The following is a 24,017-nucleotide window of genomic DNA, read 5'->3' as shown; positions in this document are numbered from 1 at the left end:
AGATGAAGCTAAAAACATTTTTAATAGTAATGACATTGGTTGCAGTAGTAAGTGATTATTTACTGCATCCATTTTACCCACAGTTTTTTGAGCTTCGTTTTGGTATGACCAATCCAAAAAATGTAGGATATTATTTTGCTGCTATTTGTTTTATGGTAATGATTGCATTTCCATTCTGGGCATACATCTCTAAAAAAGTATCTGAACTAAATATTTTAATTTATACCCAAGCAATAGCAGGGGTTTTGGCATTGTATTGTTATTATACAACATCTTATATTAATTTTTGGATTGTGTCACTTATTATGGTGCTATTTAAAGGGAGTTATTTATTAGTTTATCCTTACATTTTAAAAATCATAACAAAAGAAGAGCATCCAAGTACCATTGGATTACTTTCGGTTGTGGTACATTTAGGAGGGATATTAGGTGCTGTGCTAGGAGGAATAACGGTAGATTATATTGCACCAAGTAGTATTTTTTTAATTATGGCAGCTGGAGATTTTATTCAAATGGCTATGAGTACTTATTTATTGAAAAGTAAAAAGTATGCTACCGATTTAATTATTTCAGAAGAACCAGAGAATACAGATAAGAAATTTATACCTAAAGGATTTATTTTAAAATTGGGATTAATAACCTTGATACTTTATTTCAGTGATTTTTTGATTAGACCTTTTTTTTCCCTGTATTGGGAAAGTATCTCAGTTTACAAAAGCAAGTTAGCGTCAGGAACTATATACGCAATACCAGGTTTTGTAGCGTTACTAGCCTTGTGGATTAATAATAAACGAAAATCGAAAGGGCATGAAGGAATTATAAATGCTTTATTTATTGGGTTAATAGGTCTTTTATTGCAGGGAATCCCAAATGAAGCAGTAGTTATTTTAGGACGATTTATTTATGGATGGGCAATTTTTCAAGGAGTCGTAAAATTTGACATTTTATTATTCGAATTAAGTAGTCCAGAATCATATTCGATCGATTATAGTAAAATACATTTCTTTCAAAATTTTGGCGTTTTATTAGCTTCTTTGAATATTGGAATTATAGTAGATAGTTTTGGTTTACGTATGCCTTTTGCAATTGCTTTAGGAGGATTTTCGTTAACCTTAGTTTTATACTTTTTTGTGTTTAAGTCGGTAAGGAAAGTTCAGAAACAACTAGCAAAAGCTTAAAAAAACATGTCGATAACACAAACCACTTTTTTTTCAAAAGAATATAAAGATTTTGGAGGAATAACCATTCGCCCTTTTCAAGTAAAAGAAGATAGTGTTTTTTTGCAAAAATGGGTAACTAAAGAATATGCAGTTTTTTGGGGAATGCCAAATGCTACATTAGAAGATGTAGAACAAGAATATACTGAATTAACTGTGCCAGAGCATTACGATGTTTTTGTAGGGATGTTTAATAACGAACCAGTATTTGTTTTAGAACGTTACAACCCTAAATTAGATATTATAAATAATTTTTATAAAACAAAAGAGTCAGATTGCGGAATACATATAATTGTAGCACCACCTAAAGCTCCAAGAGTACCGAATTTTACTTGGTTTATGTTTCGTTCAATAATGGATTTTGTTTATACAAATTCAAGCATAAATAGAATTGTAGTAGAGCCAGATATTCGAAACAAAAAAATGTTTGCATTGTGTCAGCGGATTGGCTTTCAATTAGCAAACATAATAGAACTACCTAATAAAACGGCCCAACTAGCATTTTTAACAAGAGCTAACTATCAACAACAAATTCAAACTTTTTCACCATTAAAAAGAAGTGCCATGAACACCTTAGATAATGTGGTATCACCACAACAATCAACGCAACATATACAACCGAAAGTTTGGGAACAAGCGAATATATTATTAGTAAAAAAAGCATTATGTGAATTTTCGCATGAGCTATTAATAAAGCCTGAAATAGTTAGGGAATTAGGTAATGGCTACAAACAATATAAAGTTTATACAGATTCATTAGATATACGTTATGAGTTTAATGCAAAACCAATGGCGTTAAATCACTTTATGATTGATGAAAATTCAATTAAAAAATATGTGAAAGATATTATTAGTGAAATAGATGCCGTTTTTTTTATAAAAGAGTTTAGAAAAGTATTAGGTATTGCTGATGAAAAAATGCCTGTATATTTAGAAGAAATTATTAGTACACTATATGGGAGTGCATTTAAAATAACGAAAGGAAACCCTACAGCAAAAGAACTGGCAACGGCCGATTTTCAAACTATTGAGCAATCAATGACCGAAGGACATCCTGGTTTTGTTGCAAACAATGGAAGAATAGGTTTTGATAGTAGCGATTATCGTTCATATTCACCAGAAGCAGGGAACTCATTTTCTTTATTGTGGATGGCAGGACATAAGTCAAAAGCCGTATTTTCAGCTATAGAATCGCTTCCTTATGAAAAATTAATACATCAAGAGTTAGATACTGATACGATAGCACAATTTAATAAAGTAATAGAAGGAAAAGGATATAAAGCAGAAGATTACTTATTCTTACCTATTCACCCTTGGCAATGGTTTAACAAGTTAGCAAATATATTTTCTCCAGAAATAGCAAAAGGAGATTTAATTTGTTTAGGATACGGACCAGATCAATATTTAGCACAGCAATCTATAAGAACATTATTTAACATTACAAATCCACAAAAATTCTATACAAAATCGGCTTTGTCTATTTTAAATATGGGATTCATGAGGGGGCTGCCTTTGTATTATTTAGGTACTGCACCTAAAATGGCAGTTTGGTTAGAAGATTTGTTATATAGCGATAGCTATATTCAAGAGAACGGATTTAGAATGTTAAGCGAGATAGGATCTGTAAGTTATGTAAACCCATATTTTGATGAATTTGGGCCACATAATGATTATAATAAAATGTTAGCATCATTATGGAGAGAAAGCCCGTATTCAATAGTAAAAGAGAATCAAAAACCTTTAACTATGGCAGCTTTACTTCATATAGATCACCATGGAAAAGCATTAGTACCAGAAATAATAAAAGATTCAGGAATTTCAATTGATAATTGGTTGCGTAAGTACTTAAAAGCATATTTAAGTCCGATGTTGCATTGTTTTTACTACTATGATTTAGTGTTCATGCCGCATGGAGAAAACATTATTATGGTTTTTGAAGATAACATTCCTGTATATGCTTTACTAAAAGATATTACAGAAGAAGCATGTATTTTAAGTCCAGAAGTGGAATTACCAGTGCATTTAAAGAGAATGTATGCTCCAGTACCAGAAGATGTAAAGTTATTATCAATATTTACTGATATGTTCGATGGTTTTTTCCGTTTTTTAGCTCCGATTTTAGAGGAACATGCTGATTATAGTGAACAAAATTTCTGGGAATTAGTAGCCGAAAATATTCAAGAATATCAAGATAAGTTTCCGCAATTAGCTCAAAAATTTGAAAAGTATGATTTGTTTGCAGGAAATTTTAAACTATCATGTTTAAACAGATTACAATTAAATAATCATAAGCAAATGATTGATTTAGATGATCCAGTAGCATTATTACAATTCGCAGGGAAATTAGAAAATCCAATAGCGGCTTTTAGAACCCAAGAATTTTAGTAATGGTAGAAATTAATCAAGAAGTATTTAGTAAAAAAATTGATGGATTAGGTAGAATAAGTATTCGTCCTTTTCAAATAGATACAGACATATCAATGTTGCATAGTTGGGTTACGCAACCTTATGCAAAATATTGGGGAATGTTAGATAAATCTTTAGAAGAAGTGCAGACTGAATATAAAGAGATTGAAGATAGTTTAAATCATCATAGCTATATCGGAATGTTAAATAACGTACCTGTATTTTTAATGGAACGTTACAAAGCTTCTAAAGATGTGATTTCTGAACACTACGATACTCAAGAAAGTGATTATGGAATGCACATTTTAATGGCTCCAGTAGAAAAAAGAATTTCCCAATTTACTTGGCATGTATTTTCAACTATCATAGATTATTTTTTCAGCTTACCGCAAGTAGAAAGAGTTGTAGTAGAGCCAGATGTAAATAACGAAAAAATTCACATCTTAAATAAAAAGGCAGGTTTTGTTTATCAAAAAGAAATTGTGTTGGCTAATAAAATAGCAGCATTGGCTTTTTGTACAAAAAACTCGTACAGATTAGCCTTAAATCAATTAGAGAAAAATGGTAAATAATATAGCGCACTTACAACCAGAGGTATGGGAGTTTGCAAACCGTCAATTAGTAAAAAAAGGAATAAGTGAATTTGCCCATGAACTTATTTTAAAACCTGAATTTATAGCAGAAGAAAACGATTGGAATAGGTATCAAATTATTTCAGATAATAAAGAGTTTATTTATCGTTTTAAAGCAAAGAAAAATTTTTTAGACCATTGGCAAGTAGATGCGAATAGTATTATAAAAAGAAGTAATTCTGGAAAAAAAGGATATTTAGATGCATTGCATTTTATAACAGAATTTAGGGGAGCTTTAGGTATTCCTGATGGTTTTTTAGGAACATATTTAGAAGAGATTACGAGTACAATGTCGGGAATCGCTTATAAATATATAAATGAAGCATTCTCAGCAAAAGAATTAGCTGAACAAAATTTTCAAACGATAGAGCATGCTATGACAGAAGGACATCCTTGTTTTGTAGCAAATAATGGTAGAATTGGTTTTAATATAAATGATTATCATGAATATTCACCTGAAACAAATAAACCGTTTAAGGTATTATGGATTGCAGGACATAAAACACATACGACCTATACTGCCTTAGATGATTATAAATATGATAAATTATTGTCGGCAGAATTAGGTGAAAAGAAGATAGCTGAATTTAATAATGTGCTAATTGAAAATAAGGTTTCTCCTGAAGATTATGTTTTTATGCCTGTACATCCTTGGCAATGGAAGAATAAAATAATAGGGGTTTTTGGTGCTGATATAGCTCAAAAAAATATTTTGTTACTAGGAGAAAGTGATGATTATTTTTCGGCACAACAATCTATTAGAACTTTATTTAATGCTTCACATCCAGAAAAATTATATACTAAAACAGCCTTATCTATTTTAAATATGGGCTTTATGCGTGGGTTGTCTCCATATTACATGCAAAGTACACCCTATATAACTAAATGGATAACTGAATTATTAGCAGAAGACTCATATTTACTAGATAATGGGTTTACTATGTTAGGTGAAATCGCTACTGTAGGATATAATAATCATTATTATGAAGTATTAGGAAAAACAAATCCACATAATAAAATGTTATCTGCATTGTGGAGAGAAAGCCCATTTACCAAAATATCGTCAAATCAACGAGTGTTTACAATGGCAGCTTTATTACATGTAGATTATAAAGATAACTCGTTATTAGCTTCATTAATAGAAGCTTCACCTTATGGAGCAGCAACTTGGGTACAACGTTATTTGAAAGCATATTTAGCTCCGTTATTGCATTGTTTCTATAAATATGAATTTGTATTCATGCCACATGGAGAAAATCTAATTATGGTATTAGAAGAAAATACTCCAGTATATGTGTTAATGAAAGATATAACAGAAGAGGTAATTGTCTTTAACGAAACAATGTATTTACCTGAACATGCTGACAGGTTGTTTACGAAAACATCTGATAACATGAAGATACTATCAATTTTTACAGATGTTTTCGATTGTTTCTTCCGTTTTATGGGGCAGCAGTTAGATAGTTATGCAAGTTTTTGTGAATATGATTTTTGGAAACTAGTTGCAGAATGTGTGTATGAATATCAAGAACAACATCCAGAATTCTCAGAAAAGTATGAGCGCTATGATTTATTTGCAAATGAGTTTGATCGTTGTTGTTTAAATAGATTGCAATTAGAAAACACGAAGCAAATGTTAAGTTTGGCTGATCCTATTGAAAGTTTAAAATTAGAAGGAACTTTAGAGAATCCATTGGCACAATTCAAAAAAATAACAATAGAAAACGTAACTGTATAAGTTTTTTAACATGAATTTTGAAGAAATAACACAAGTTATACAGGGGCGTAAAAGTACTTATGCATATGATTATATCAATAAGAAAATTGATAAAAAAACAATAGAAAACATCGTAACTAACGCATTGTGGGCCCCAACACACATGGTTACACAACCATGGCGATTTGAAGTATTAGATGGAAAACATCAGGAAGATTTAAGTGAGTTTATGGCAGCATATTATCGAAAAATGTATACTGAAAAACAATTTTCTAAAGAACGCTATGAAAAAACTAAAACGTATGCTAATAATGCCACATTAATAGCCATTGTTTTTGCACCAAATAAGAAAGCTAAACTACCAGAATGGGAAGAGTTAGCTGCAGTTTCTTGTGCAGTACAAAATATGTGGTTAAGCTGCACATCATTAAATTTAGGAAGCTACTGGGATTCTTCTTTAGCAACGATAGCATATGGAAAACAACATATTAGTTTAAGCAAGGAAGAACAATTTTTAGGGTTTTTCTTTATGGGGCATATAAAAGAAGATGTACTACAAGTTAAAAGGAAGAGAAAAGCGTTGTCTAAAAAATTAAGTTGGAACTTTAAAGAGTAAAAAAATGAAAGTAAATAAAAGAGTAGACGCTATAGATTTTGTTAGGGGAATTAGTGTATTGTTAATGATTCCTGTACACTCTATGATTGTGTATTCGACTATGGACACATGGAACAATACTTTATTAGGTAAAATAGCGCAAGTATTAGAAAAAGGAACCCCAATGTTTTTGGTTGTGATGGGACTTTCATTTGTGTTTTCTAGTCGATTGAGTATGAAAAACATTATTAAACGAGGATTAAGTGTATTAGCTAAAGGTTATGGTTTAAATATTCTTCGGTTTGTAGTTCCTATGATTTTCTTTGGAGGTTTTCCAAGAGCATTTATTGAAGGAAATGGGTTAACTCCAGGTGATTCATATAATTTACTATTTTTCACCTTGTTAGGAGATATACTTCAGTTAGCAGGGTTCTCGTTAATTATAATGGGAATTATTATCAAGTTTATTAAAAATAAATATGCAGCATTAATTTCAGCAATGTTAATTGTTTTCTTCTCAAGAGAGTTGAGCGGGTTTAGACCTGGTATTGTTGGCTTAGATTATGCATGTGATTTATTGTGGGGGAAAACCTACAATGTGTACTTTCCAATATTTCCATGGATGTCGTTTATTCTAATAGGATTGTTTTTTGGAATGTGGTACCAAGAACGTGGCAATGATATTCGATTTATGTTTGGTAAAATGTTACCTTTTGGTATCGCGTTTTTATTTATAGGGGCAGGATTATGTTACTATAATTATGAATATAATTTTGGAGATTATTACCATTTAGGTCCTGGAGGTACTATTATTTTAATGGGTATTAATTTATTAATTGTTTGGTTAGGGCATATCACTGTCAAACACTTTCCAAAATATAAATTGTTTTCTGTTTTTTATTACTCAAGTAAAAATGTAACCTCTTTTTATTTAATTCAATGGGTATTAGTATACTGGGGAGTGTTGCTTTTTGGATTTGGATCTCAAACGAGTCAAGTAAAATTACTCTTAATTATTATTGGAATTACATTATTAACTTTTGGTATTCTTTGGTTAAAAGAAAAGGGGGTTCTCTTATTTAATAAAAACAAGAAAGTTTCACCAAAAATTATTAAAGAAGCAACAACGTAATTTATGAAACATATACTTATTGTATTATGCTTGTTTTTAGGAATAAATAACTACGCACAAGTAAAGCTTGCAGGTAGTTATGGATTAGATCCAGCAGTTCAAGAATTTTTAGAAGTTATACATTCATATAATGGGCCACCATTACAAGAGTTACCACTTGATGTAGGAAGGGCTGCAATGGAAAATCTTCAGAAAGACTCTACATTAACTTATGATAAAGTAAACTTTACGAAAATAAAATTTAAAGAGAAAAGTAAAGAAGTAAGTGTTGTAGTTGTGAAGCCTAAAGGAGCAAAGAAAATAATACCTACGTTTATTTATTTTCACGGTGGAGGATGGGTATTTAATGGCTTTGAAACGCACAAACGATTAATGAGAGATATTGCGTTAAAAGCTGAGGTAGCGGTAGTTTTTGTTGAGTTTTCAAGAGCGCCAGAAGCTAGTTATCCAGTAGCAAATGAAGAAGGGTACTTAGTCGCATCATTTATATCGAAATACGGAAAAAAATATGGATTAGATTCAACTAATATTGTGGTTGGTGGTGATAGTGCTGGTGGAAATATGGCAACAGCAGTTGCTATGATGGCCAAACAAAATGGTTTTCCCAAATTAAAAGCCCAAATACTATTATATCCGGTTACAGATACGAATTTGAATACCCCATCGTATGAACGATTTTCTAAAGGGCATTACCTTACCCGAAGTACTATGAAGTGGTTTTGGGAAGTATATGCACCTAATAAAGATATACATTCATTAGCAACCGTGGCTCCGTTAAAAGCGAGTTTAAATGATCTTAAAAACCTACCCAAAACACTTTTAATTACTGCTGAGTATGATGTGTTAAGGGATGAAGGTGAAGCATATGCTAAAAAATTAAGAATGGCAAAAGTACCAGTGGTTTCAACTAGATATGGAGGTACGATACATGATTTTTTAATGTTAAACCCATTACGAGAAACTTTTGCATCGAAAGCTGCTTTAGAGCAAATATGTAACTTTTTAAAAGAAAGTTATAAAAAAGAAAAAAAATCAGATGAAAAAGAATTATAAAAACTTTGAAGTAGCTTATTATCCAGAACATGAAATGGTTTTATGGAGAATAAAAACGACTGGAATTCCTAATTTCTCATTAGAAGGATTAAAAGAATTTAAACTGTTTTATGAAGATTTGTATATGATGTTTTCAGATAAGAAATACCCATTAAAGTACATTGTATCAGCTTCGTCACATGATGATGTCTATAATATGGGGGGAGATTTACCCTATTTTTATAAAAATATTCAAACGAAAAATAAAAAAAGACTTTTAGAATATGCTAATTTATGTTTTGAAGCTATATATAATATTCATAATTCATTTAGTTTACCTGTATTAAGTATTGCTTTGGTAGAAGGAAACGCTTATGGTGGAGGGTTTGAGTGCGCGATGGCTCATGATATTATTTTAGCAAAAGATTCAGCTAAGTTTTGTTTGCCTGAAAATAAATTCAATCTTTTTCCTGGTATGGGAGCTTATAGTTTTTTATGTAGAAAGATAAACTTAACATCTGCTATAGAAATTCTGTATAGCGGAAATGTTTACGATGCAAAAAACCTAGAGCAAAAAGGGTTGATCAATACTACTTTTAATAAGAAATCTGGATTTAAAGCGCTAACGGATTACATAGAAAAGAATAGTTTCAATTTTATGTATAACCATTATAAGTGTTTGAAAAGAGTGTTTCCGTTACAGAAAAAGGAATTATTTGATATAACAAATATGTGGGTAGATGCGTGTATGGATATGGAAAAGGATAGTTTGAGAAGAATGGAACTAATTATTAATGCGCAGTTAAGAAAAGCATTATAAATAGTATAAAAATAGCATTATGAATATAGCATCAATTGAAGAAATAATGGGACAATTGCAACACATGAGTGTAATTGTACTAGCATTAATGATTGTTGAATGGGGAATATTGATTGTAACAAATTATGTAGAACGGAAAAAAGAAGGGGTTGTTAGTATTGTGTCTTATTTACTACAAAGTATTCCTTATTTTTTATTATCAAAAGTGTTGATTGTAGGAACGATGTTTCTGTTATATGAAAATAGATTTTTTGACATAGGTTTTCAATGGTATATGTGGATTTTGGGATACATATTATATGATTTTACCGTGTTCTTCGTACATTATTTGGGGCATAGTGTTAGATTTTTGTGGTGTATTCATGGAGTGCATCATACAGCTGAAGACATGAATTTAACAGTAGTTGCCAGAGGATCTATTTTCGATATTTTTCTTACTCCTTTTAATTTTATTTGGTTGCCTATTTTAGGGTTTCATCCTTTTATGATTTTTGTAATTGAACCAATTGCAAGATTATATGCCACTTTAACCCATATAAATGAAAAAGTAATCGGGAAAGAAAAATGGTTAGATAAAATATTAATAACACCTTCTATTCATAGAGTGCATCATGCAAAAAATCATATTTATTTAGATAGAAACTATGGAGAAACTTTTAGTATTTGGGATCGCATTTTTAAAACCTTTCAAAAAGAGTTAGATAATGAGAAAATAATGTATGGAATAATGCATGATAAATTGAATAGTGAGAGTTTCTCAGATGTACAGTTTTTGATGTGGAAAGAGTTATGGGTCGATGTTAAAAACGCACCTACTTTTTCAGATAAGATAAAATATGTTTTTATGCCGCCCGGATGGAACCATATGGATGGAGGTATAATGGCAAAAGAATATAGAGATAAGGCTCGATTAGAGCGGAGTTAGTTAGCACATAAAAAAGCCTCGTTTATGAGGGTTTTTATAATCCAATTTGTGTTTTTCTATATTTTTTTGGTGTTTTTTGTTCTGTTTTCTTAAAAGCAGCCGTAAAATGTGTTGGGTTTTTATATCCAACTATATCTGCTATTTCGTAAATAGGTTTCTGAGTGTGAGTAAGCAGTTTTTTAGCTTTATTCATCCTTAATTTTTTGGTGTAATTAAAAATAGTATCACCAAATAATTTTTTAAACTCGTTTTTTAAAATATTCTGATTTAACAATACCCTACGAGCTAATTGCTCTATTGATATTTGTTCGTGTAAATTGGTTTGAATTATGTTTTCTACTTTGTATGCTTTTTTTAAAATATTATCAGAATTGTATTTTTTTTTAGTTTGAAAATCTAATTCTAGATGTAATAATTCCAAGGTTTTAGATTCAAGGAAAATACGTTTTAGCAAGCCTTTTTGAGAATTAATGAGTATTTCGGTTACTATTTCTTCCATTTTAGTAGTTAACTGTCGTGTAAAGTTTCTGTTTGTTTTTTTTAAGCAAAGTATTTTGTCTTTAGATAAAAGAGTTTGCATTTTGTGCTTTCTTATAAAATCATCATACATTCTAATTTTAACCTCTTTGATAGGCTTCTCTTTATGAAAAATTATTTGCTTAGTCTGATTATCATCGTATATGAAGTAGCTTTCATTTTTTTCAAGAACTAGGTCGCTTTTAAAACTGGATACTCTAATTATTTTTTCACCTTCTATTAAAATTGAGAGTTCTAGCGCATTTAAATTTTGTTTTGAGGTGAAAATTACATCTTCTTTAAATCTGCCATTATTTATATTAATTAGTAAACCATCAAAGTAATAGTTCGTTATAGAACCTTTACCATAACTAGAGTTAATTGCATATACAGAGGTTTTAATACCGCAGTCTACACTTTTATTTTGTAGCTGAAGTATTTTTTGTAACGGTGTTTCTTTGTTGTTTACTATAACAATTTCCATAAGCTTGGGGGACTGTGGAAACAGGTATTAAACCATGAGTTTTAACCTTTATTCCACTTGTTAGTATTAATAATTAATAATGATTTACTGTGTCTTTTTTGTAAAACGTTTTGCATTTTTGGTTGCGGTTTAATTTTAAATCATATTATCGTTGCCTTAAAAAATAATTAAATTTATTTAGATTAAATAGAAATTAATAAGAAGCAAATATATCTAGAGATAAGTTAATTAAAAAACTTATTTAGATTAATTTTAAATAAAGAATTGTTGATGTTCTCAAAAAAAACAGAGGGTTTTTTAAATTTGCAACAATATAATATGTTGATACAGTGCTATTTTAAAATTAGATTCTATTTAAAAAATATGTTATTCTCAGTTTTGCAGCTAGTGAAAATAATTATACTGTACCGGAAGAGGTAAAAAAAAGTCTTATATTCTTTTTATATAGTAAATACAGAAAAATAATTCTTTATGTTTATTGACTGATAACTTGGACTGTGTTTTTCTTAGATTCTTTAAAATAAGACTTTAAAAAATTTTGAAGATTTTTTATAGTTAAAGTATGTAAAGTTTTTTTATAGTTATTTAATTCATGTATAGAAATGTTGTTAGATAAGCTTTTGTGTAGACTAAATCCCCATGTATGAGTACTGGTACTATTAATAATAGTATTGTATTTTAGGATTAATTGTTGTTTGTAGCTATTAAAATCGTGCTCAGATAATGTTGTGTTAGCAATAGAAGATAACATCTGTTTTAGTTTGTCTTTAGAACGTTTAAGAACAGAAGGGTTGCATTGCCAGCTTATCTTTAAAATAGCTTGTTGATTTAAAATATCTTTTTCAATACTTACAAGAGGTGTGTATACAAAACCTAAATTTTCTCTTAATAAAGTAGTTGTTTTATCACGTAACATACGTTCACTTAGAGAGAGTAGTAAACTATTTTTTAAATTAGCTTTATAAGGTGAATAATAAATCTGAGTAATATCAGTATTGGTAATAGTACTTTTTTTATTGTAAGTATAAGTACTATCAGTAGTTTTAAGTTTAAATAAAGACTTGTTTACTATTGATTTTGGGTTTCTTTTAAGGTTCCCAAAATAAGTATTGATTAAAGGTAGTATTTCTTCATTTTTAAAATTACCTGTTACAATAAATTGCCAATTGTTAGCAAAAGCGAAACATGAGTTATACCATTTTTTCATTTGACTTATGTCTAGCTTTTTGAATTCTTTTTCAGTAGCAGCACTTTTTCTATTTGGGTAATGCATTCCTGAAAGTTCAGCAATTTTAAAATCAGATTTTATAGAAAAAGGGCTTTCGTATGTTGAGGATAAACTTTTAATCTCATCTGAAACAACTGATTTAAATTCTTTCTTATTAGAACGTGCAGCTGTCATTTTTAAATATAGAAATTTAAAAAAATGATTTATGTCTTCTGGAGCAGAGAAGCCATAAATAGCGCTGTTTTTTTCAGTGATAATTTGAGAAATTCCTATTTTTTTATGTTCCATGAATGCTTCTAATTTTTCATAGTTTAGGTTGCCAATACCGCCTAAATCCATATATGAAACTGTAGATTCTAGCTGATAATAAAGATCATCGGGAATATTTGATGTTCCTTTATTGGCAAAGCCAAGTATGCGAGTTTCATCGGTAGTTGTATTTATAGGTTTTAAGAATACTTTTATTCCATTTTTATATTCAACTTCTAAAATCCCTAAGTTTTTGTGTTCTTTTTTTCTAATAGGGCTTTTGGGAAATAGTTTACCTGTTTTTAAAATAGGTGTCTTTTTTTGTTTTTTACTTTTTTTTATAGGTGTTTTATAGCTATAATCTTTTAATAATAGTTGGTTTATTTTTATTATAGTGTTTTTTAAATCCTTTGTAGTAATACTCTTTTTACTTTTTAAAGAATCGGTTATATAAACTCTTTTAATAGATGTTTCCCATAACTTTTTAGCAACTTCTTTTATAGCAATAGGTGTAATTTCTTTGGTTGAAATTAGAGATTTCCTTTTTATACCTAATTGAATTTCGAACCATTCGTTGGCGTAAAAATTATTGGTTTTTGAAACTCTTCTAGTAATATTTTTTTTAAGGTAATTTTTTAATTCTTCATTGGTAATGCCATAAAGAGCTAATCGTTTTAATTCGGTAAATATTTTAGCTAAATTAATTAAAGGAGTTGAAGTTAAATTGCATTCAATAGAGGTATAGTGTACGTCTCCAAGAAAGTAATTACTACGAACAATCGGGTTTGTTTTTGAAGAAAGTGTAGTGTCTAAGCGTTTAGAAATAACCTTAGTTAGAATATTTTTTATCTGTACTTCTTTTTTAGATTTAGGAGTGTGTTTTTCAGCTAAATTTATAATAAGTTGAGGTTTTTTAATTTTTTCGGATATATTTAAAGTTACAGTAGTATTTAAGTCTTTAAAAAGGTTTTTTGAGACAGAATTTCTGTGAGTGTTTTTAATATTAGAGAATGTAGTTTCTATTGCTTTTTTTGATTTATTGATAGAGATATCACCGATAATAAATAAGCTAGAAGCATGAGGTTGGTACCATTTTTTATAGAATTTTTTTAGCTTTTTTGTGGTAATTTCATTTATGCTTTTAGAAGTACCAATGGCTAATCTTTTAAGATATCTAGATTGCCCAAGTTTAAATAAAAATAAAGAATCAGCTTTGATGGCAGCTTCTTTTTCTGCCAAAACAATTTTTTGCTGTGTATAAATATCTTTTTTATTTAAAGATAAATCGTTTAAAATATCAGCAAAAAAATGAAGTGTTTTTTTAATAGTGGTTATTGAAACAACTTTAGGGAAGTTAATTTCGTATAAGGTGTAGTTGTAATTTGTTGTAGCATTAAAATTTATCCCTATTTGTAATCCTTCAGATTTTAAAAACTGAACAAAAGAATCGTTTATAAAGCGTTTGCCTCCATTAAAAGCCATATGTTCTAAAAAATGGGCATAGCCTAATTGTTTATCAGTTTCATTAATTGAACCTGTTTTTACTAAAAAGTAGAAAAGTGTTTCATTAACATTTTTGTTTTTTTGAATGGTGTACTCCATTCCATTTTTTAACTTATTGGAAAGTAAAATGCTCTCTTTTTTTTGGAAAGCGTATGTTTTTATACTTGTAAAGCATAAGAAGATGAACACTTCTATGAATATTAGTAGTAGTTTGGCTGATTGGCTAGAAGTGCTCATCTTAAAAAATAATTTTTTGTTATTAGATGTTTTAGTTAGGTTGTGTAAACTTAACAGTTACGATATCATAAGAGCCCGAGTTTTCATGATCCGTGTTAAACTTAAAGTTCATTTCTGTTTCGTTATATGAGCTAGTAGGAGTAATCCAATTACCTTCATACCAATCATCTGTTATAATTGTACTATAACCAATATAGAAATTAGGGTGTATAGAACCTCCAGTTATAATATGCTCTTTTAAAGAATCATTTCCATTAGCTAATATCGCTAGTTCATCCCATAAAGGAAATTCATATTGGAAATCTACCGCTGCTAAAGTTTTAGTCGAATTAGGGTCTAAAAAGTCAGAACCAATTTCATAAGTATTGTTTTCACGAACATAATCTATTGTTCCTCCAGTTTTAAATTCTAAATCGTCTACTTTTACATTAAAAGCATATTCTTTATTTTTCCATTTTATAATTCTCTCATCTCCTAATGCTTTTAAAACTCCTTGCATAGCTGCTTGAGACGGTTCGTTCCAGTCAGTAGTATTTAAAATAGTTTCATTCCTAAATACATATTGTAAATATTCAGACATTCCTAAAGCATTTTTAGACATTACTAATAAAGGTTTGTCTTTTGTTGCATTTTTACTTAGAGTAATATAAGTAACACCAGTATAATTTAATGTTTGTGATGTTTCAAAAGGTGCAAATAAACCGTTTGGAGCAGTAACTACTTCAACTTGTACTGGGATTTTACCAATCCACATAGAAATATCAATTCCTTGTGATTGATAATGTTTAATTAAATCTTGTTGATCAGCAGTTAGAGGAGTGATTCCTTCTTCAGCTTTTACTTTTATTACATAATTATCTGCTAAATATAATTTATTAGTTACTCCTTTATAATCTTTTATAGCAAACGTTAAGTTTAAATTATCAGCTAATACATTTTCAGCATCTGGCTTTTTTACAGCAGTTACAGTTAAGGTTCCTTTAGTTTGATTTTTAGTAATAATAACTGGGTCAATACTTAATAAATTAGGGTAATTTACCAGTTCCTCTAGGTCAAAATTAATAGTAATATCTTGTTTAAAAGTGCTACTTAGCACTATGTCGTATATAAAAGTAGCCGCTTCTCCTTCTATTACTTCAGTAGATCCTTTATTTATTAAAGTTACACTTACGTCCCCCGAAAAAGTAGGTATAACATCGTCTTCACTACAAGATGTTAATATGGTACTTACTATAAGTACAAAAAATAGTGATTTAAAAATTCTCATGTTTATTTAATTTTACTTTGTTTATTAATTACCAATTCAGGTTTTGTTGATTTTGAATGGCTTTGTTATTCGATATTTCACTTTGAGGGACTGGTAATAACCATCTGTAATCGTCAGGTTGTATCGTAAATAAATAGTTATTGTTGGTGTCATTTACTCTCGGGAGTTTTAACGATTGTTGTTTTAAATCGAAATAACGATTACCCTCACCTACAAATTCTTTTTGTTTGTCTTTTAATAATTCGTTCAGAAAAACAGCTCCGGTGCTTATTATAGAGTTTGCTTTTCGGATTGTTAAAAGATTATTTATAGTTTCTTTTGCTTCAATTTCTTTATTTAGGGCTACTAAACTTTGAGCTTTTACATAATATAACTCAGCTGTTCTAAGCATAATAATTGGTGCATTAGTTTTTTCAACCGTTTTGTTTCTATATTTCTTTAAAAAATTAGCCTTGATAATTGAGTTATCAATCATTATAAAGTCTTTATTGATAAAACTATTAGCTAAACGAGTATCGTTAGTATTGTAGGTAATTGAGGGTTTTACGTAAAATTCATCGTTGTGTTTAGTGTCATCATAAATAGCATTGTAATAAAAAGATTCTCCATCAAAAGTTAATAAAGCTTCGTTATTGTTATTTGGAGTTAGCCAAACGGTATCTAAATCATCAGTTTTTAAAGGTAAGTTGGTAATTACTTGAGAACTTAAATCAATAGCTTTTTGATACGCTCCCCAGTTAAAATAAAGTTTGGCTAATAAGGCTTTCGCACTGTTTTTTGAAAAACGTAAATTTGTATTATTCTCTTCTGGAAATAAATTAATTGCTTTCAGTAGTAATTCTTCAATAGCCAAATAACTAGTTTGCTGTGTCCTTCTTGGAAGTTCGGCAGAAGCTAGTTTGTCTTTTAATACAATTCCTAAACCATTTGAATTGTAGTTTGAGCAGTATAATTGTATAAGTTCAAAATAAGCATAGGCTTTTAAGCATAAAGCTTGTGCTTCAATGTATTTTAGCTGATTAGAATCTTCAGTATTGGTCGTTTCTACAAAAGGAATTTGACTAAGTAATACGTTCGATTTTGTATTTACATCATAATAAGCAGTCCATAATGAATTTGATAAAAGAACCAATTCTTTTGCGCTCCATTTATATAAATTGTAGCTATATAAGTTGTCGTCTATGGTGTGGTTTGGATATAAATCGTCTGCTAATTTTGAGAAAATCACTCTTTCTTTAGGGAAAGCATTGTAAATACCAGATAAACTTTCGTTAGCTGTTGCTACATTGTCTATAGCATCTAAGCCAGTAATTTGATCTTCTACAGGCAAATCTAAACTACACGATATGTTTACTATAAATAGTAATAAATAAATTATTTTTTTCATTGTTATCTTATTTAGATCTTAAAAGGTAATGTTGGTACCAAAAGTTAGAATAGGCTGTGAAGAGCCCTGTAGGTTTCCTGATTCTGGATCACCTCCACCAAAATTAGTCCATGTATAAACATTGCTTACCTGAGTATAGATTCCCCAGTTTTTGATGAAACCTTTGCTTATTTTTTGAAGCATTTTATTGTCAAAATTGTATCGTAGCATTATGTTGTTAAGTCTAATGAAATCTGTACTACTAATATTTTGAGTATTGGCTAAGTTGTTTAACCCGCCAAATTGATTGGTGTGTAAATTTAATGTTGGGTATGTTTTATTTACATCTCCAATGGTAAACCAAGTTTGATTTAATTGCCCTGCATTAAGATTTTTATGTACATCTTCTTCACTATAGACTTTACTTCTATTAGTGTGTACTGCTTTACCACCAAAACTGTAATAAATATCAAGGCCTAATTGCCAATTTTTATAACTTAAATTATGAAACCATCCACCCGTAAATGGAGGTGTAGCTCTACCTAAAACAATAAAATCTTCTTTGTTTGGTTTTTCTGTGTTTCCATCAAAGCTATTCCCATTTTTTCTTTGGAATAAAGGGTGCCCATCTGCTGGATTGATTCCTAAAGAAACTAAGCCGTAAATAATATCTGTTGGTTGTCCTTCTTGATAATCTGGATATGAATAACCATCTTCTTTATTTGTTACATTAAGTGTTGGCCCGTCATATAGATCCACCACTTTATTTCTATTGTAAGAAAAGGTAGCCGAAGTGTTCCAGTGAAAAGCATTGTTTTTTATAAGCGAAGTATTTAATGATATCTCTAATCCTTGGTTATCCATAACTCCTACATTTTTTAATTGCTGTGTAAAACCATTAGAAGGAGGAATAGATACAGTTAGTAACATATCTTTTGTTCTTCTGTGATATACTTCTGCGGTTAAATTAAAAGCATTAAATAATTGTAAGTCGACTCCAAAATTTATAGAGGTGTTTTCCTCTGGGCGTAAATATTTATTAAACAAATTTAGTAATGAGAAATCACGAATCCCTAGGTAACTACTGGTTGTATAACTGAAGGTCGGAATAGCTAAGGAAGGAGAAATACCCGCCAAACTAGCTGTAATACCATAACTAGTGCGAAATTTTAATCTATTTAACCACGAATTATTTTTTAAGAATGATTCATTACTTAAAGTATAACCAATACCTGTTGCCCAAAAGGTGTTCCAACGTTTATCGCTAGGTAACAGGGAAGAAGCGTCTCTTTTGTAACTACCATAAACATCTATTTTATCATTCCAGTCATATAAAGTAGAAAAACCAAAACCTAATGTAGCTTCTTGTATTTTAGAAGAAGAAGTTTTTGCTCTAGTAGCTCCAGTTAAGCTATTGTTAATCCCAGCACCAGAAAGTAATTTACTTGGTAAACCATGCCCACTAATTCCAATAAAATCATTGGTAGATTTATAGTAATCCATATTAGTACTAAAAGAAAGATTATGTTTACCAAAATTTAAATTGTAATTTAAACGTGTATTAGTGTTTAAATTAGTATTTACTACTTTTGTTTTAGAAGCTTGTCCTCGTTCATTTATAGTGGTTCCTTTTATTATTTCTGAATAAGCAGTAGGAGGTATTATAGATAAACTTTCATTCACTAAATAATCGATACCAATTACAGTAGCGATGTTTAAATTTTTGGCTAGTTTGGCAGTTATATTAGCTGAAAAATTAAAACGATTATCGTTTGAAGTTTTATTGTATTGGTTAATTAATTCTTTAAAGGTGTAACCATTGTAAGAAATTAACTTTCCAGCATTTTTTTGTTCATAAGGGTTTAATTCGTAAATCAAATTAGTAGGTGAGTGGTTGGAACCATGAGGCGTTTTGCTTTCAGAAAAACCAAAACCAGCATTAAACATGGAGTATATGTTTTTTGAAACGTTGTATTCGTAATTTAACCTACCCGTAAATCGGTTAATTTCATTACCGTCAAATTTACCTCCGTGATTAGAAAAATTACCAGAGACATAAAACTTACTATTGTCATTACCTCCACGTGTACTAATATTGTAAGATTGATAGGTGCTAATACGAGCCAGTTCATTAAACCAATTTGTGTTAATATTTTTTATTGAATCAAGCTTTTGTTTTCCATTAACAACTAGCTCTTCAATATTAGGATCGCCGCTAAATGTTTTTCTTATAAATTCTTCAGATAAATAATATCCAGGGGTTGCTTTATTTTTAGACAAACGCTCAAAAGCTAATTTTTCTTCGGTTGCCATCATAGATCTATTTGGTTTCCCTTTAAATGTTATTCCTTGTTGAAAAGAAAAAGCATATTGAGTTTCGCCATTAATACCACGTTTACTAGTAATTTCTATAACTCCATTAGATGCCTTTACTCCGTATAGCGCATTAGCACTAGCGTCTTTTAATACTTTTATTTCATCAATATCATTCACATTTAAAGTAGCAAAAGCATCAGCAGATATTATTTGACCGTCCAATACAAATAAAGGTTGATTGGCTTTATTGTCTAACAATTCACGCTGTTCATCGGTTAATTTGCTATTTGTTGGTGTTTTTATTGGGAGTGTAGAAGTACCTCTAATTCTAATTTTTAAAGGTTTGCCTAATTCACCACTAGCTCTTATTGTTAAACCTGCTACTTGGCCTTGTAAAGGTTGTAATGCATTAATAGTAGGTTTATTTATTAATTTTTGCGATTTAATTGTAGTAATAGCACCTGTAGCTTTACGTAAATCGATATCGTTAATGTTTTTCTTAGCAATTATTTCAACTTCATTTAATAATTCAGCTAATGGTTCTAAGGTTACGGTTAAAGTTTTGTTGCTATTAGGAAGGTTAAGTATTTTTGTTTTGTAACCTATATAACTAAAAGTTAATTTAGATGTAGCTATTAGTTTAAAATTACCATTTAAGTCTGTATATGCACCCGTTTTTTTTTGTCCGTTAACAATGGTTACGCCAATTAAAGGTTCTTTATTGTAAGCGTCAATTACCTTACCTGTAATCAATTTTTGCGCTGTAATATTAATTGTAATAAACAATAATATAAAAGAAAATACTTTGTTCATTTATTTAGATTTAATAAAAATAGATCGCGAAAGTATTATTTATTCAGTTAATAAAGAATATATATATTTAAAAAATGAGTCTTTAAAATGTTAAAGTTTACTGAGTGTTATTAATTATTTAGTCTAGAGTGTTGATACGCAGTTGATTCGTCTGGTTTTAATGTTGGCTCAATAATGATAGGTGTTATGGAGGTATTCTGAAGAATACATGCAATAATATATGTTTTACATACATTATTGCATTTTATAAATAAGTTTCTCAATTTTTTTAGATACTAATAAGGTAATTTTGAATGAAATATTTTTGTCTGTTTTAAAGTTTACAGATAAGTTTTGGGTTATCAAAAATCATCTTTTTTAGAGGTTGTTTAAGGAGGAGTGTGTTGTGTGTAAGGTTGTGAAAACAAAAAAGCATCAACAAAAGTTGATGCTTTAATGGTGGTCCCACCAGGACTCGAACCTGGGACCACCTGATTATGAGTAGTTTTTATTAGTCGGCTTAAGTATCTTATATTTAATTGTTTGATGTTTTATGGCTCGTGGTAATTTGTGAAAAATTTGTAACAATTATTGAGTTTTTCCATTAGCGAAGAATACACACATGTAATAATATTAGGATCTAGTGGCACAAGATATGTGAGTCCCTTTCCCTGTACTTCGTAAATTACTAAAACTTTAATTTGTGAAGAGTCAAGTTTTTTTGTTTTAAAGAATTGCACACTAAGATTGAAAACAGTAAAATATCTTGATTTAAGAAGTTTGTGTATTTAAATATTTGCAGCCACAATTAAATTTGTATGCGGATGTGGTGGAATTGATAGACACGCTAGACTTAGGATCTAGTGCCGCAAGGTGTGAGAGTTCGAGTCTCTTTGCCCGTACAAATTCAATGATATTAGTGCTTTAAAAGGTTTATTCTTTTTAAAGCATTTTTTTTATGCCAAAAATATACATTAGTGAACCTGTAAATGAACCTGTATCTTTGTCTCTTAATTCAAGATTTAATATACTAAAAAAATTGTATTCGGAACCAAAAATATACAGACCAAAGGAAGAAATAGACGGAAAAAGAGTTATTACCTTAAATAAATTTTGGCACGTTTACTACTATTATAGAAATCCGTTCACTGGATTGATGGAAAAATTTACAGAAAGAAAAGGTATAAATAGATTAAAAACTTTAGCGAGTAGAGAGGAAGCTGCCAAGAATTTACAGAAAGCATTAAAAAGATATTTACAAGATGGATATAGTCCATTTAAAGAAAGAGGAAAAGAGGTTGATGTAAATACTGAGGCATATACCACTACTGAAGCTCTTAATATAGCTTTTAACCATAGGGAGAATAGCTGGAAAGAATCATCAACAGATGTAAACACGGTTTATTTAAATTCTTTCATTAAATGGTTAGAAGAAAAAAAACTAGATAAAAAACCCATCGAATATTTAACAAAAAAACACATTTCTTTTTATCTAGGAGATTTGACAAAAAGGATGGGTAATACTAGTCGAAATAATCATAAAAGATTATTATCTGGATTATTCACTGAGTTAGAAGAGAAAGAAATTATTAAATATAATTTTATTTCTAAAATTGCAGCTCTAAAAAGTAAAGCAAAAAAAAATAAACCTTTTAATCACCAACAACTTGATAATATTTTAAAATATACCGAAGAACATGACCCGTATTTATATAGATACATTAAGGTTATGTGGTATTCTTTTTTACGGCCAATTGAGATTATTAGATTAAAAGTTGAAAATATTGATTTAGTAGATAATACTATTGAAATTGAAAGCAAAACTGAAGATAGAGTTTATATTAGGTTAGTAAAACCTCTACATTTCTATTTTTCTAGTTTAGAGTTGAATACTTTTGATAGTGATATGTTGATTTTTACTAAAGAAAAAAAAATTACTTATTGGGAAACAAAAAAAGAAAAATCAAGAGAGGATTGGTTTGGTCGGAGATTTAAAAAAATTAAAGATCATTTTAATTTGTCAGAAGACTATGGTATTTACTCCTTTCGACATACCAGCGCATTAAGCTTATATTATCAGTTTATAAAAAAAGAGAAGTTAAGCGAGTATCAAGCAGTATTAAAAATACAAGAGATTATGCGACATGTTGACGAAAGTACAACTAGAAAATATTTAAGAGAAATAGGAGGGCAGCTACCTGAAGATTGGTCAGGTAATTACGATTATAAAATGTTATAAATTACTATTCTTTTTTTTATATTAAAAACCTCTTTCATGCTGATATATCTTTCGCTTATGCTCAAATAATAAGCTTTCATAACTCTTTTTTATAGATCACTTTATTATTAGATCAAATTTGTACAATAAGTAAGGTAAAACCTTACTTATTGTACGGTTTTTTAGTGTCTTTTTTATTGTTGATACGCTACTTTTAATTTTTGATAAACGAGAACTTTATTCCTTATGTAACTAGTTGTGCTTAACACGAAAAAATGAACAAATTTCTAAATATATTACTAATTTTCATCTCAATTAATCTTTATAGTCAAGATTCAATAGGACTCAAAGTTGATTCTTTAACAAATGAGAAAAAACTAATCCAATCAGATACAATAATCAAGAGAAGTTCTCAAAAAGTTGACACGATAACACTCAACTTTAAAAATGAGTTGACAATCCCTATATCTAAAGACAACTTAACTAAAGTCGTAATGGTAAAGGAAAAGACTAAAGTTGATTGGCTGAAATATTTGTTACCAATATTGACATTGCTTTTAGGTATTTGGGTAAAGGGAATAATTGAAAAGCGTTCGGATAAAAAGAAAATCATAAAATCTGGAGAACGTTGGATTGCGGAGTTGCGTAGCTTGGAAGAACCCATTAAAAAGCAAATTCAGTCGCTTGATGAATATTCCGAAGAACTCAAAAAAGAAGACTTTAAAATTCGAAACTTGGAATTGTATTCTTCACTAAGCGGAGAAGTTTTCAAATCTCTTGACAAGAATGAGTTAATTATATACATCGAACTTAACAATAAAAAAAAGGTATTTGAAGAAATTGTGAAAATTTCGAATAGCACAAACGGCTATGTTAGTATTTTGGAACATCTTTATGAAACCTTGAGAGAAAAATTTAATAGATACTTATCAGGAACTTCAAAACACACCACTTCGTTAAGTTTAAGTCTACAAGAGTTTAGTAGTGCATTTAAAGATTACGGTGTTGAACTTGAAAAGGAATCGAACTCCGACCCTTTGAATGATCCAAGATATATACCAATTGCTGATTTACATTCTGCTCAAATAATGCCTTATCTGAGAGCGGGGAACTTTAATCCATTTGTTTTGAGAAGAGAATTTTTTCTACCGTTAGTAGAAATTATGGCTCATCTTAGACTCGACCCAAGAACTAAAGGGATTGCTAGTGCAATGACTAAAGGATTAAATGCAATAAAAGGCATAGAATTGGAAAAAGACTATATGTCAAAAAATTTAGAAAGTATTATCAAACAATACAAAGGGCAATTGACTGAGTTAGAGAAATTAATAAATAAAATTTAAAAGCACTAAGCACAACACCTTA

At 29.6% G+C, this 24,017-nt stretch carries 16 protein-coding genes and 1 tRNA gene; 12 read left to right on the top strand and 5 right to left on the bottom strand.

Going from position 1 to position 24,017, the window contains the following annotated elements:
• Positions 1-2: 2 nt before the first annotated feature.
• The 9 genes from CXF68_RS02075 to CXF68_RS02035 are packed head-to-tail and all read left to right on the top strand — an operon-like array spanning position 3 to position 10,476.
• Entirely contained in the window at positions 3-1,178 is a 1,176-nt protein-coding gene (locus CXF68_RS02075; RefSeq protein ID WP_232771596.1) for an MFS transporter, read from the top strand.
• A 6-nt stretch (positions 1,179-1,184) separates the two neighbouring features.
• On the top strand, positions 1,185-3,602 hold the full coding sequence (locus CXF68_RS02070; RefSeq protein WP_101042699.1) for a GNAT family N-acetyltransferase: 2,418 nt from the start codon (positions 1,185-1,187) through the stop codon (positions 3,600-3,602).
• 2 nt (positions 3,603-3,604) lie between these two features.
• Positions 3,605-4,195, top strand: a complete 591-nt coding sequence (locus CXF68_RS02065; protein WP_101042698.1) for a GNAT family N-acetyltransferase — start codon at positions 3,605-3,607, stop codon at positions 4,193-4,195.
• Positions 4,185-5,993 (top strand): IucA/IucC family siderophore biosynthesis protein, encoded by a 1,809-nt coding sequence (locus CXF68_RS02060; protein ID WP_101042697.1) that lies wholly within the window; start codon positions 4,185-4,187, stop codon positions 5,991-5,993. The genes CXF68_RS02065 and CXF68_RS02060 overlap by 11 nt, the downstream gene beginning before the upstream one ends.
• 10 nt (positions 5,994-6,003) lie before the next feature.
• Positions 6,004-6,588 carry a nitroreductase gene (locus CXF68_RS02055; protein ID WP_101042696.1) on the top strand — a complete coding sequence of 195 codons (585 nt, stop codon included), beginning with the start codon at positions 6,004-6,006 and terminating at the stop codon, positions 6,586-6,588.
• Positions 6,589-6,592: 4 nt separating this feature from the next.
• Positions 6,593-7,699: a heparan-alpha-glucosaminide N-acetyltransferase domain-containing protein gene (locus CXF68_RS02050; protein WP_101042695.1), complete on the top strand. Its 1,107-nt coding sequence runs from the start codon at positions 6,593-6,595 to the stop codon at positions 7,697-7,699.
• Positions 7,700-7,702: 3 nt separating this feature from the next.
• Positions 7,703-8,752 (top strand): alpha/beta hydrolase, encoded by a 1,050-nt coding sequence (locus tag CXF68_RS02045; RefSeq protein WP_101042694.1) that lies wholly within the window; start codon positions 7,703-7,705, stop codon positions 8,750-8,752.
• Positions 8,736-9,551 carry a crotonase/enoyl-CoA hydratase family protein gene (locus CXF68_RS02040; protein WP_101042693.1) on the top strand — a complete coding sequence of 272 codons (816 nt, stop codon included), beginning with the start codon at positions 8,736-8,738 and terminating at the stop codon, positions 9,549-9,551. Before CXF68_RS02045 ends, CXF68_RS02040 begins: the two co-directional genes overlap by 17 nt.
• Positions 9,552-9,570: 19 nt before the next feature.
• Positions 9,571-10,476, top strand: coding sequence for a sterol desaturase family protein (locus tag CXF68_RS02035; protein ID WP_101042692.1), 906 nt, complete (start codon positions 9,571-9,573; stop codon positions 10,474-10,476).
• A 34-nt stretch (positions 10,477-10,510) separates the two neighbouring features.
• Here the strand turns inward: CXF68_RS02035 and CXF68_RS02030 are convergent, their stop codons facing one another.
• From CXF68_RS02030 to CXF68_RS02010, 5 genes are all read right to left on the bottom strand, one after another.
• On the bottom strand, positions 10,511-11,476 hold the full coding sequence (locus CXF68_RS02030; protein WP_101042691.1) for an AraC family transcriptional regulator: 966 nt from the start codon (positions 11,474-11,476) through the stop codon (positions 10,511-10,513).
• Between the two features lie 475 nt (positions 11,477-11,951).
• Complete coding sequence (locus CXF68_RS02025) at positions 11,952-14,555, bottom strand: M16 family metallopeptidase (protein ID WP_198553741.1); 2,604 nt, start codon at positions 14,553-14,555, stop codon at positions 11,952-11,954.
• 169 nt (positions 14,556-14,724) lie between these two features.
• Positions 14,725-15,960: a DUF4929 family protein gene (locus CXF68_RS02020; RefSeq protein ID WP_101042689.1), complete on the bottom strand. Its 1,236-nt coding sequence runs from the start codon at positions 15,958-15,960 to the stop codon at positions 14,725-14,727.
• Positions 15,961-15,988: 28 nt separating this feature from the next.
• Positions 15,989-17,347: a RagB/SusD family nutrient uptake outer membrane protein gene (locus CXF68_RS02015; protein ID WP_101042688.1), complete on the bottom strand. Its 1,359-nt coding sequence runs from the start codon at positions 17,345-17,347 to the stop codon at positions 15,989-15,991.
• 18 nt (positions 17,348-17,365) lie between these two features.
• A complete protein-coding gene (locus CXF68_RS02010) occupies positions 17,366-20,455 on the bottom strand; it encodes a SusC/RagA family TonB-linked outer membrane protein (protein WP_101042687.1) in 3,090 nt (1,029 codons plus the stop codon).
• Positions 20,456-21,254: 799 nt separating this feature from the next.
• Between CXF68_RS02010 and CXF68_RS02005 the strand changes: the two genes are divergently transcribed.
• From CXF68_RS02005 to CXF68_RS01995, 3 genes are all read left to right on the top strand, one after another.
• Positions 21,255-21,336: transfer RNA gene (locus CXF68_RS02005), tRNA-Leu, on the top strand.
• 56 nt (positions 21,337-21,392) lie between these two features.
• Positions 21,393-22,673, top strand: a complete 1,281-nt coding sequence (locus CXF68_RS02000) for a site-specific integrase (RefSeq protein ID WP_101042686.1) — start codon at positions 21,393-21,395, stop codon at positions 22,671-22,673.
• 254 nt (positions 22,674-22,927) lie between these two features.
• Positions 22,928-23,995, top strand: a complete 1,068-nt coding sequence (locus CXF68_RS01995) for a hypothetical protein (RefSeq protein WP_101042685.1) — start codon at positions 22,928-22,930, stop codon at positions 23,993-23,995.
• Positions 23,996-24,017 lie beyond the last annotated feature (22 nt).

The sequence above is a fragment of the Tenacibaculum sp. Bg11-29 genome, from assembly GCF_002836595.1.
In the GTDB taxonomy this organism is placed as follows: Bacteria; Bacteroidota; Bacteroidia; order Flavobacteriales; family Flavobacteriaceae; genus Polaribacter.
The sequence above is the reverse complement of the archived record's forward strand: the minus strand, read 5'-3'. Positions and strand labels throughout refer to the sequence as shown.

What these genes read in the sequence shown, in the direction of transcription:
- CXF68_RS02075 (WP_232771596.1), top strand. Translation starts at nt 3, where the DNA reads ATGAAGCTAAAAACATTTTTAATAGTAATGACATTGGTTGCAGTAGTA.
- CXF68_RS02070 (WP_101042699.1), top strand. Translation starts at nt 1,185, where the DNA reads ATGTCGATAACACAAACCACTTTTTTTTCAAAAGAATATAAAGATTTT.
- CXF68_RS02065 (WP_101042698.1), top strand. Translation starts at nt 3,605, where the DNA reads ATGGTAGAAATTAATCAAGAAGTATTTAGTAAAAAAATTGATGGATTA.
- CXF68_RS02060 (WP_101042697.1), top strand. Translation starts at nt 4,185, where the DNA reads ATGGTAAATAATATAGCGCACTTACAACCAGAGGTATGGGAGTTTGCA.
- CXF68_RS02055 (WP_101042696.1), top strand. Translation starts at nt 6,004, where the DNA reads ATGAATTTTGAAGAAATAACACAAGTTATACAGGGGCGTAAAAGTACT.
- CXF68_RS02050 (WP_101042695.1), top strand. Translation starts at nt 6,593, where the DNA reads ATGAAAGTAAATAAAAGAGTAGACGCTATAGATTTTGTTAGGGGAATT.
- CXF68_RS02045 (WP_101042694.1), top strand. Translation starts at nt 7,703, where the DNA reads ATGAAACATATACTTATTGTATTATGCTTGTTTTTAGGAATAAATAAC.
- CXF68_RS02040 (WP_101042693.1), top strand. Translation starts at nt 8,736, where the DNA reads ATGAAAAAGAATTATAAAAACTTTGAAGTAGCTTATTATCCAGAACAT.
- CXF68_RS02035 (WP_101042692.1), top strand. Translation starts at nt 9,571, where the DNA reads ATGAATATAGCATCAATTGAAGAAATAATGGGACAATTGCAACACATG.
- CXF68_RS02030 (WP_101042691.1), bottom strand. Translation starts at nt 11,476, where the DNA reads ATGGAAATTGTTATAGTAAACAACAAAGAAACACCGTTACAAAAAATA.
- CXF68_RS02025 (WP_198553741.1), bottom strand. Translation starts at nt 14,555, where the DNA reads ATGGAGTACACCATTCAAAAAAACAAAAATGTTAATGAAACACTTTTC.
- CXF68_RS02020 (WP_101042689.1), bottom strand. Translation starts at nt 15,960, where the DNA reads ATGAGAATTTTTAAATCACTATTTTTTGTACTTATAGTAAGTACCATA.
- CXF68_RS02015 (WP_101042688.1), bottom strand. Translation starts at nt 17,347, where the DNA reads ATGAAAAAAATAATTTATTTATTACTATTTATAGTAAACATATCGTGT.
- CXF68_RS02010 (WP_101042687.1), bottom strand. Translation starts at nt 20,455, where the DNA reads ATGAACAAAGTATTTTCTTTTATATTATTGTTTATTACAATTAATATT.
- CXF68_RS02000 (WP_101042686.1), top strand. Translation starts at nt 21,393, where the DNA reads ATGCCAAAAATATACATTAGTGAACCTGTAAATGAACCTGTATCTTTG.
- CXF68_RS01995 (WP_101042685.1), top strand. Translation starts at nt 22,928, where the DNA reads ATGAACAAATTTCTAAATATATTACTAATTTTCATCTCAATTAATCTT.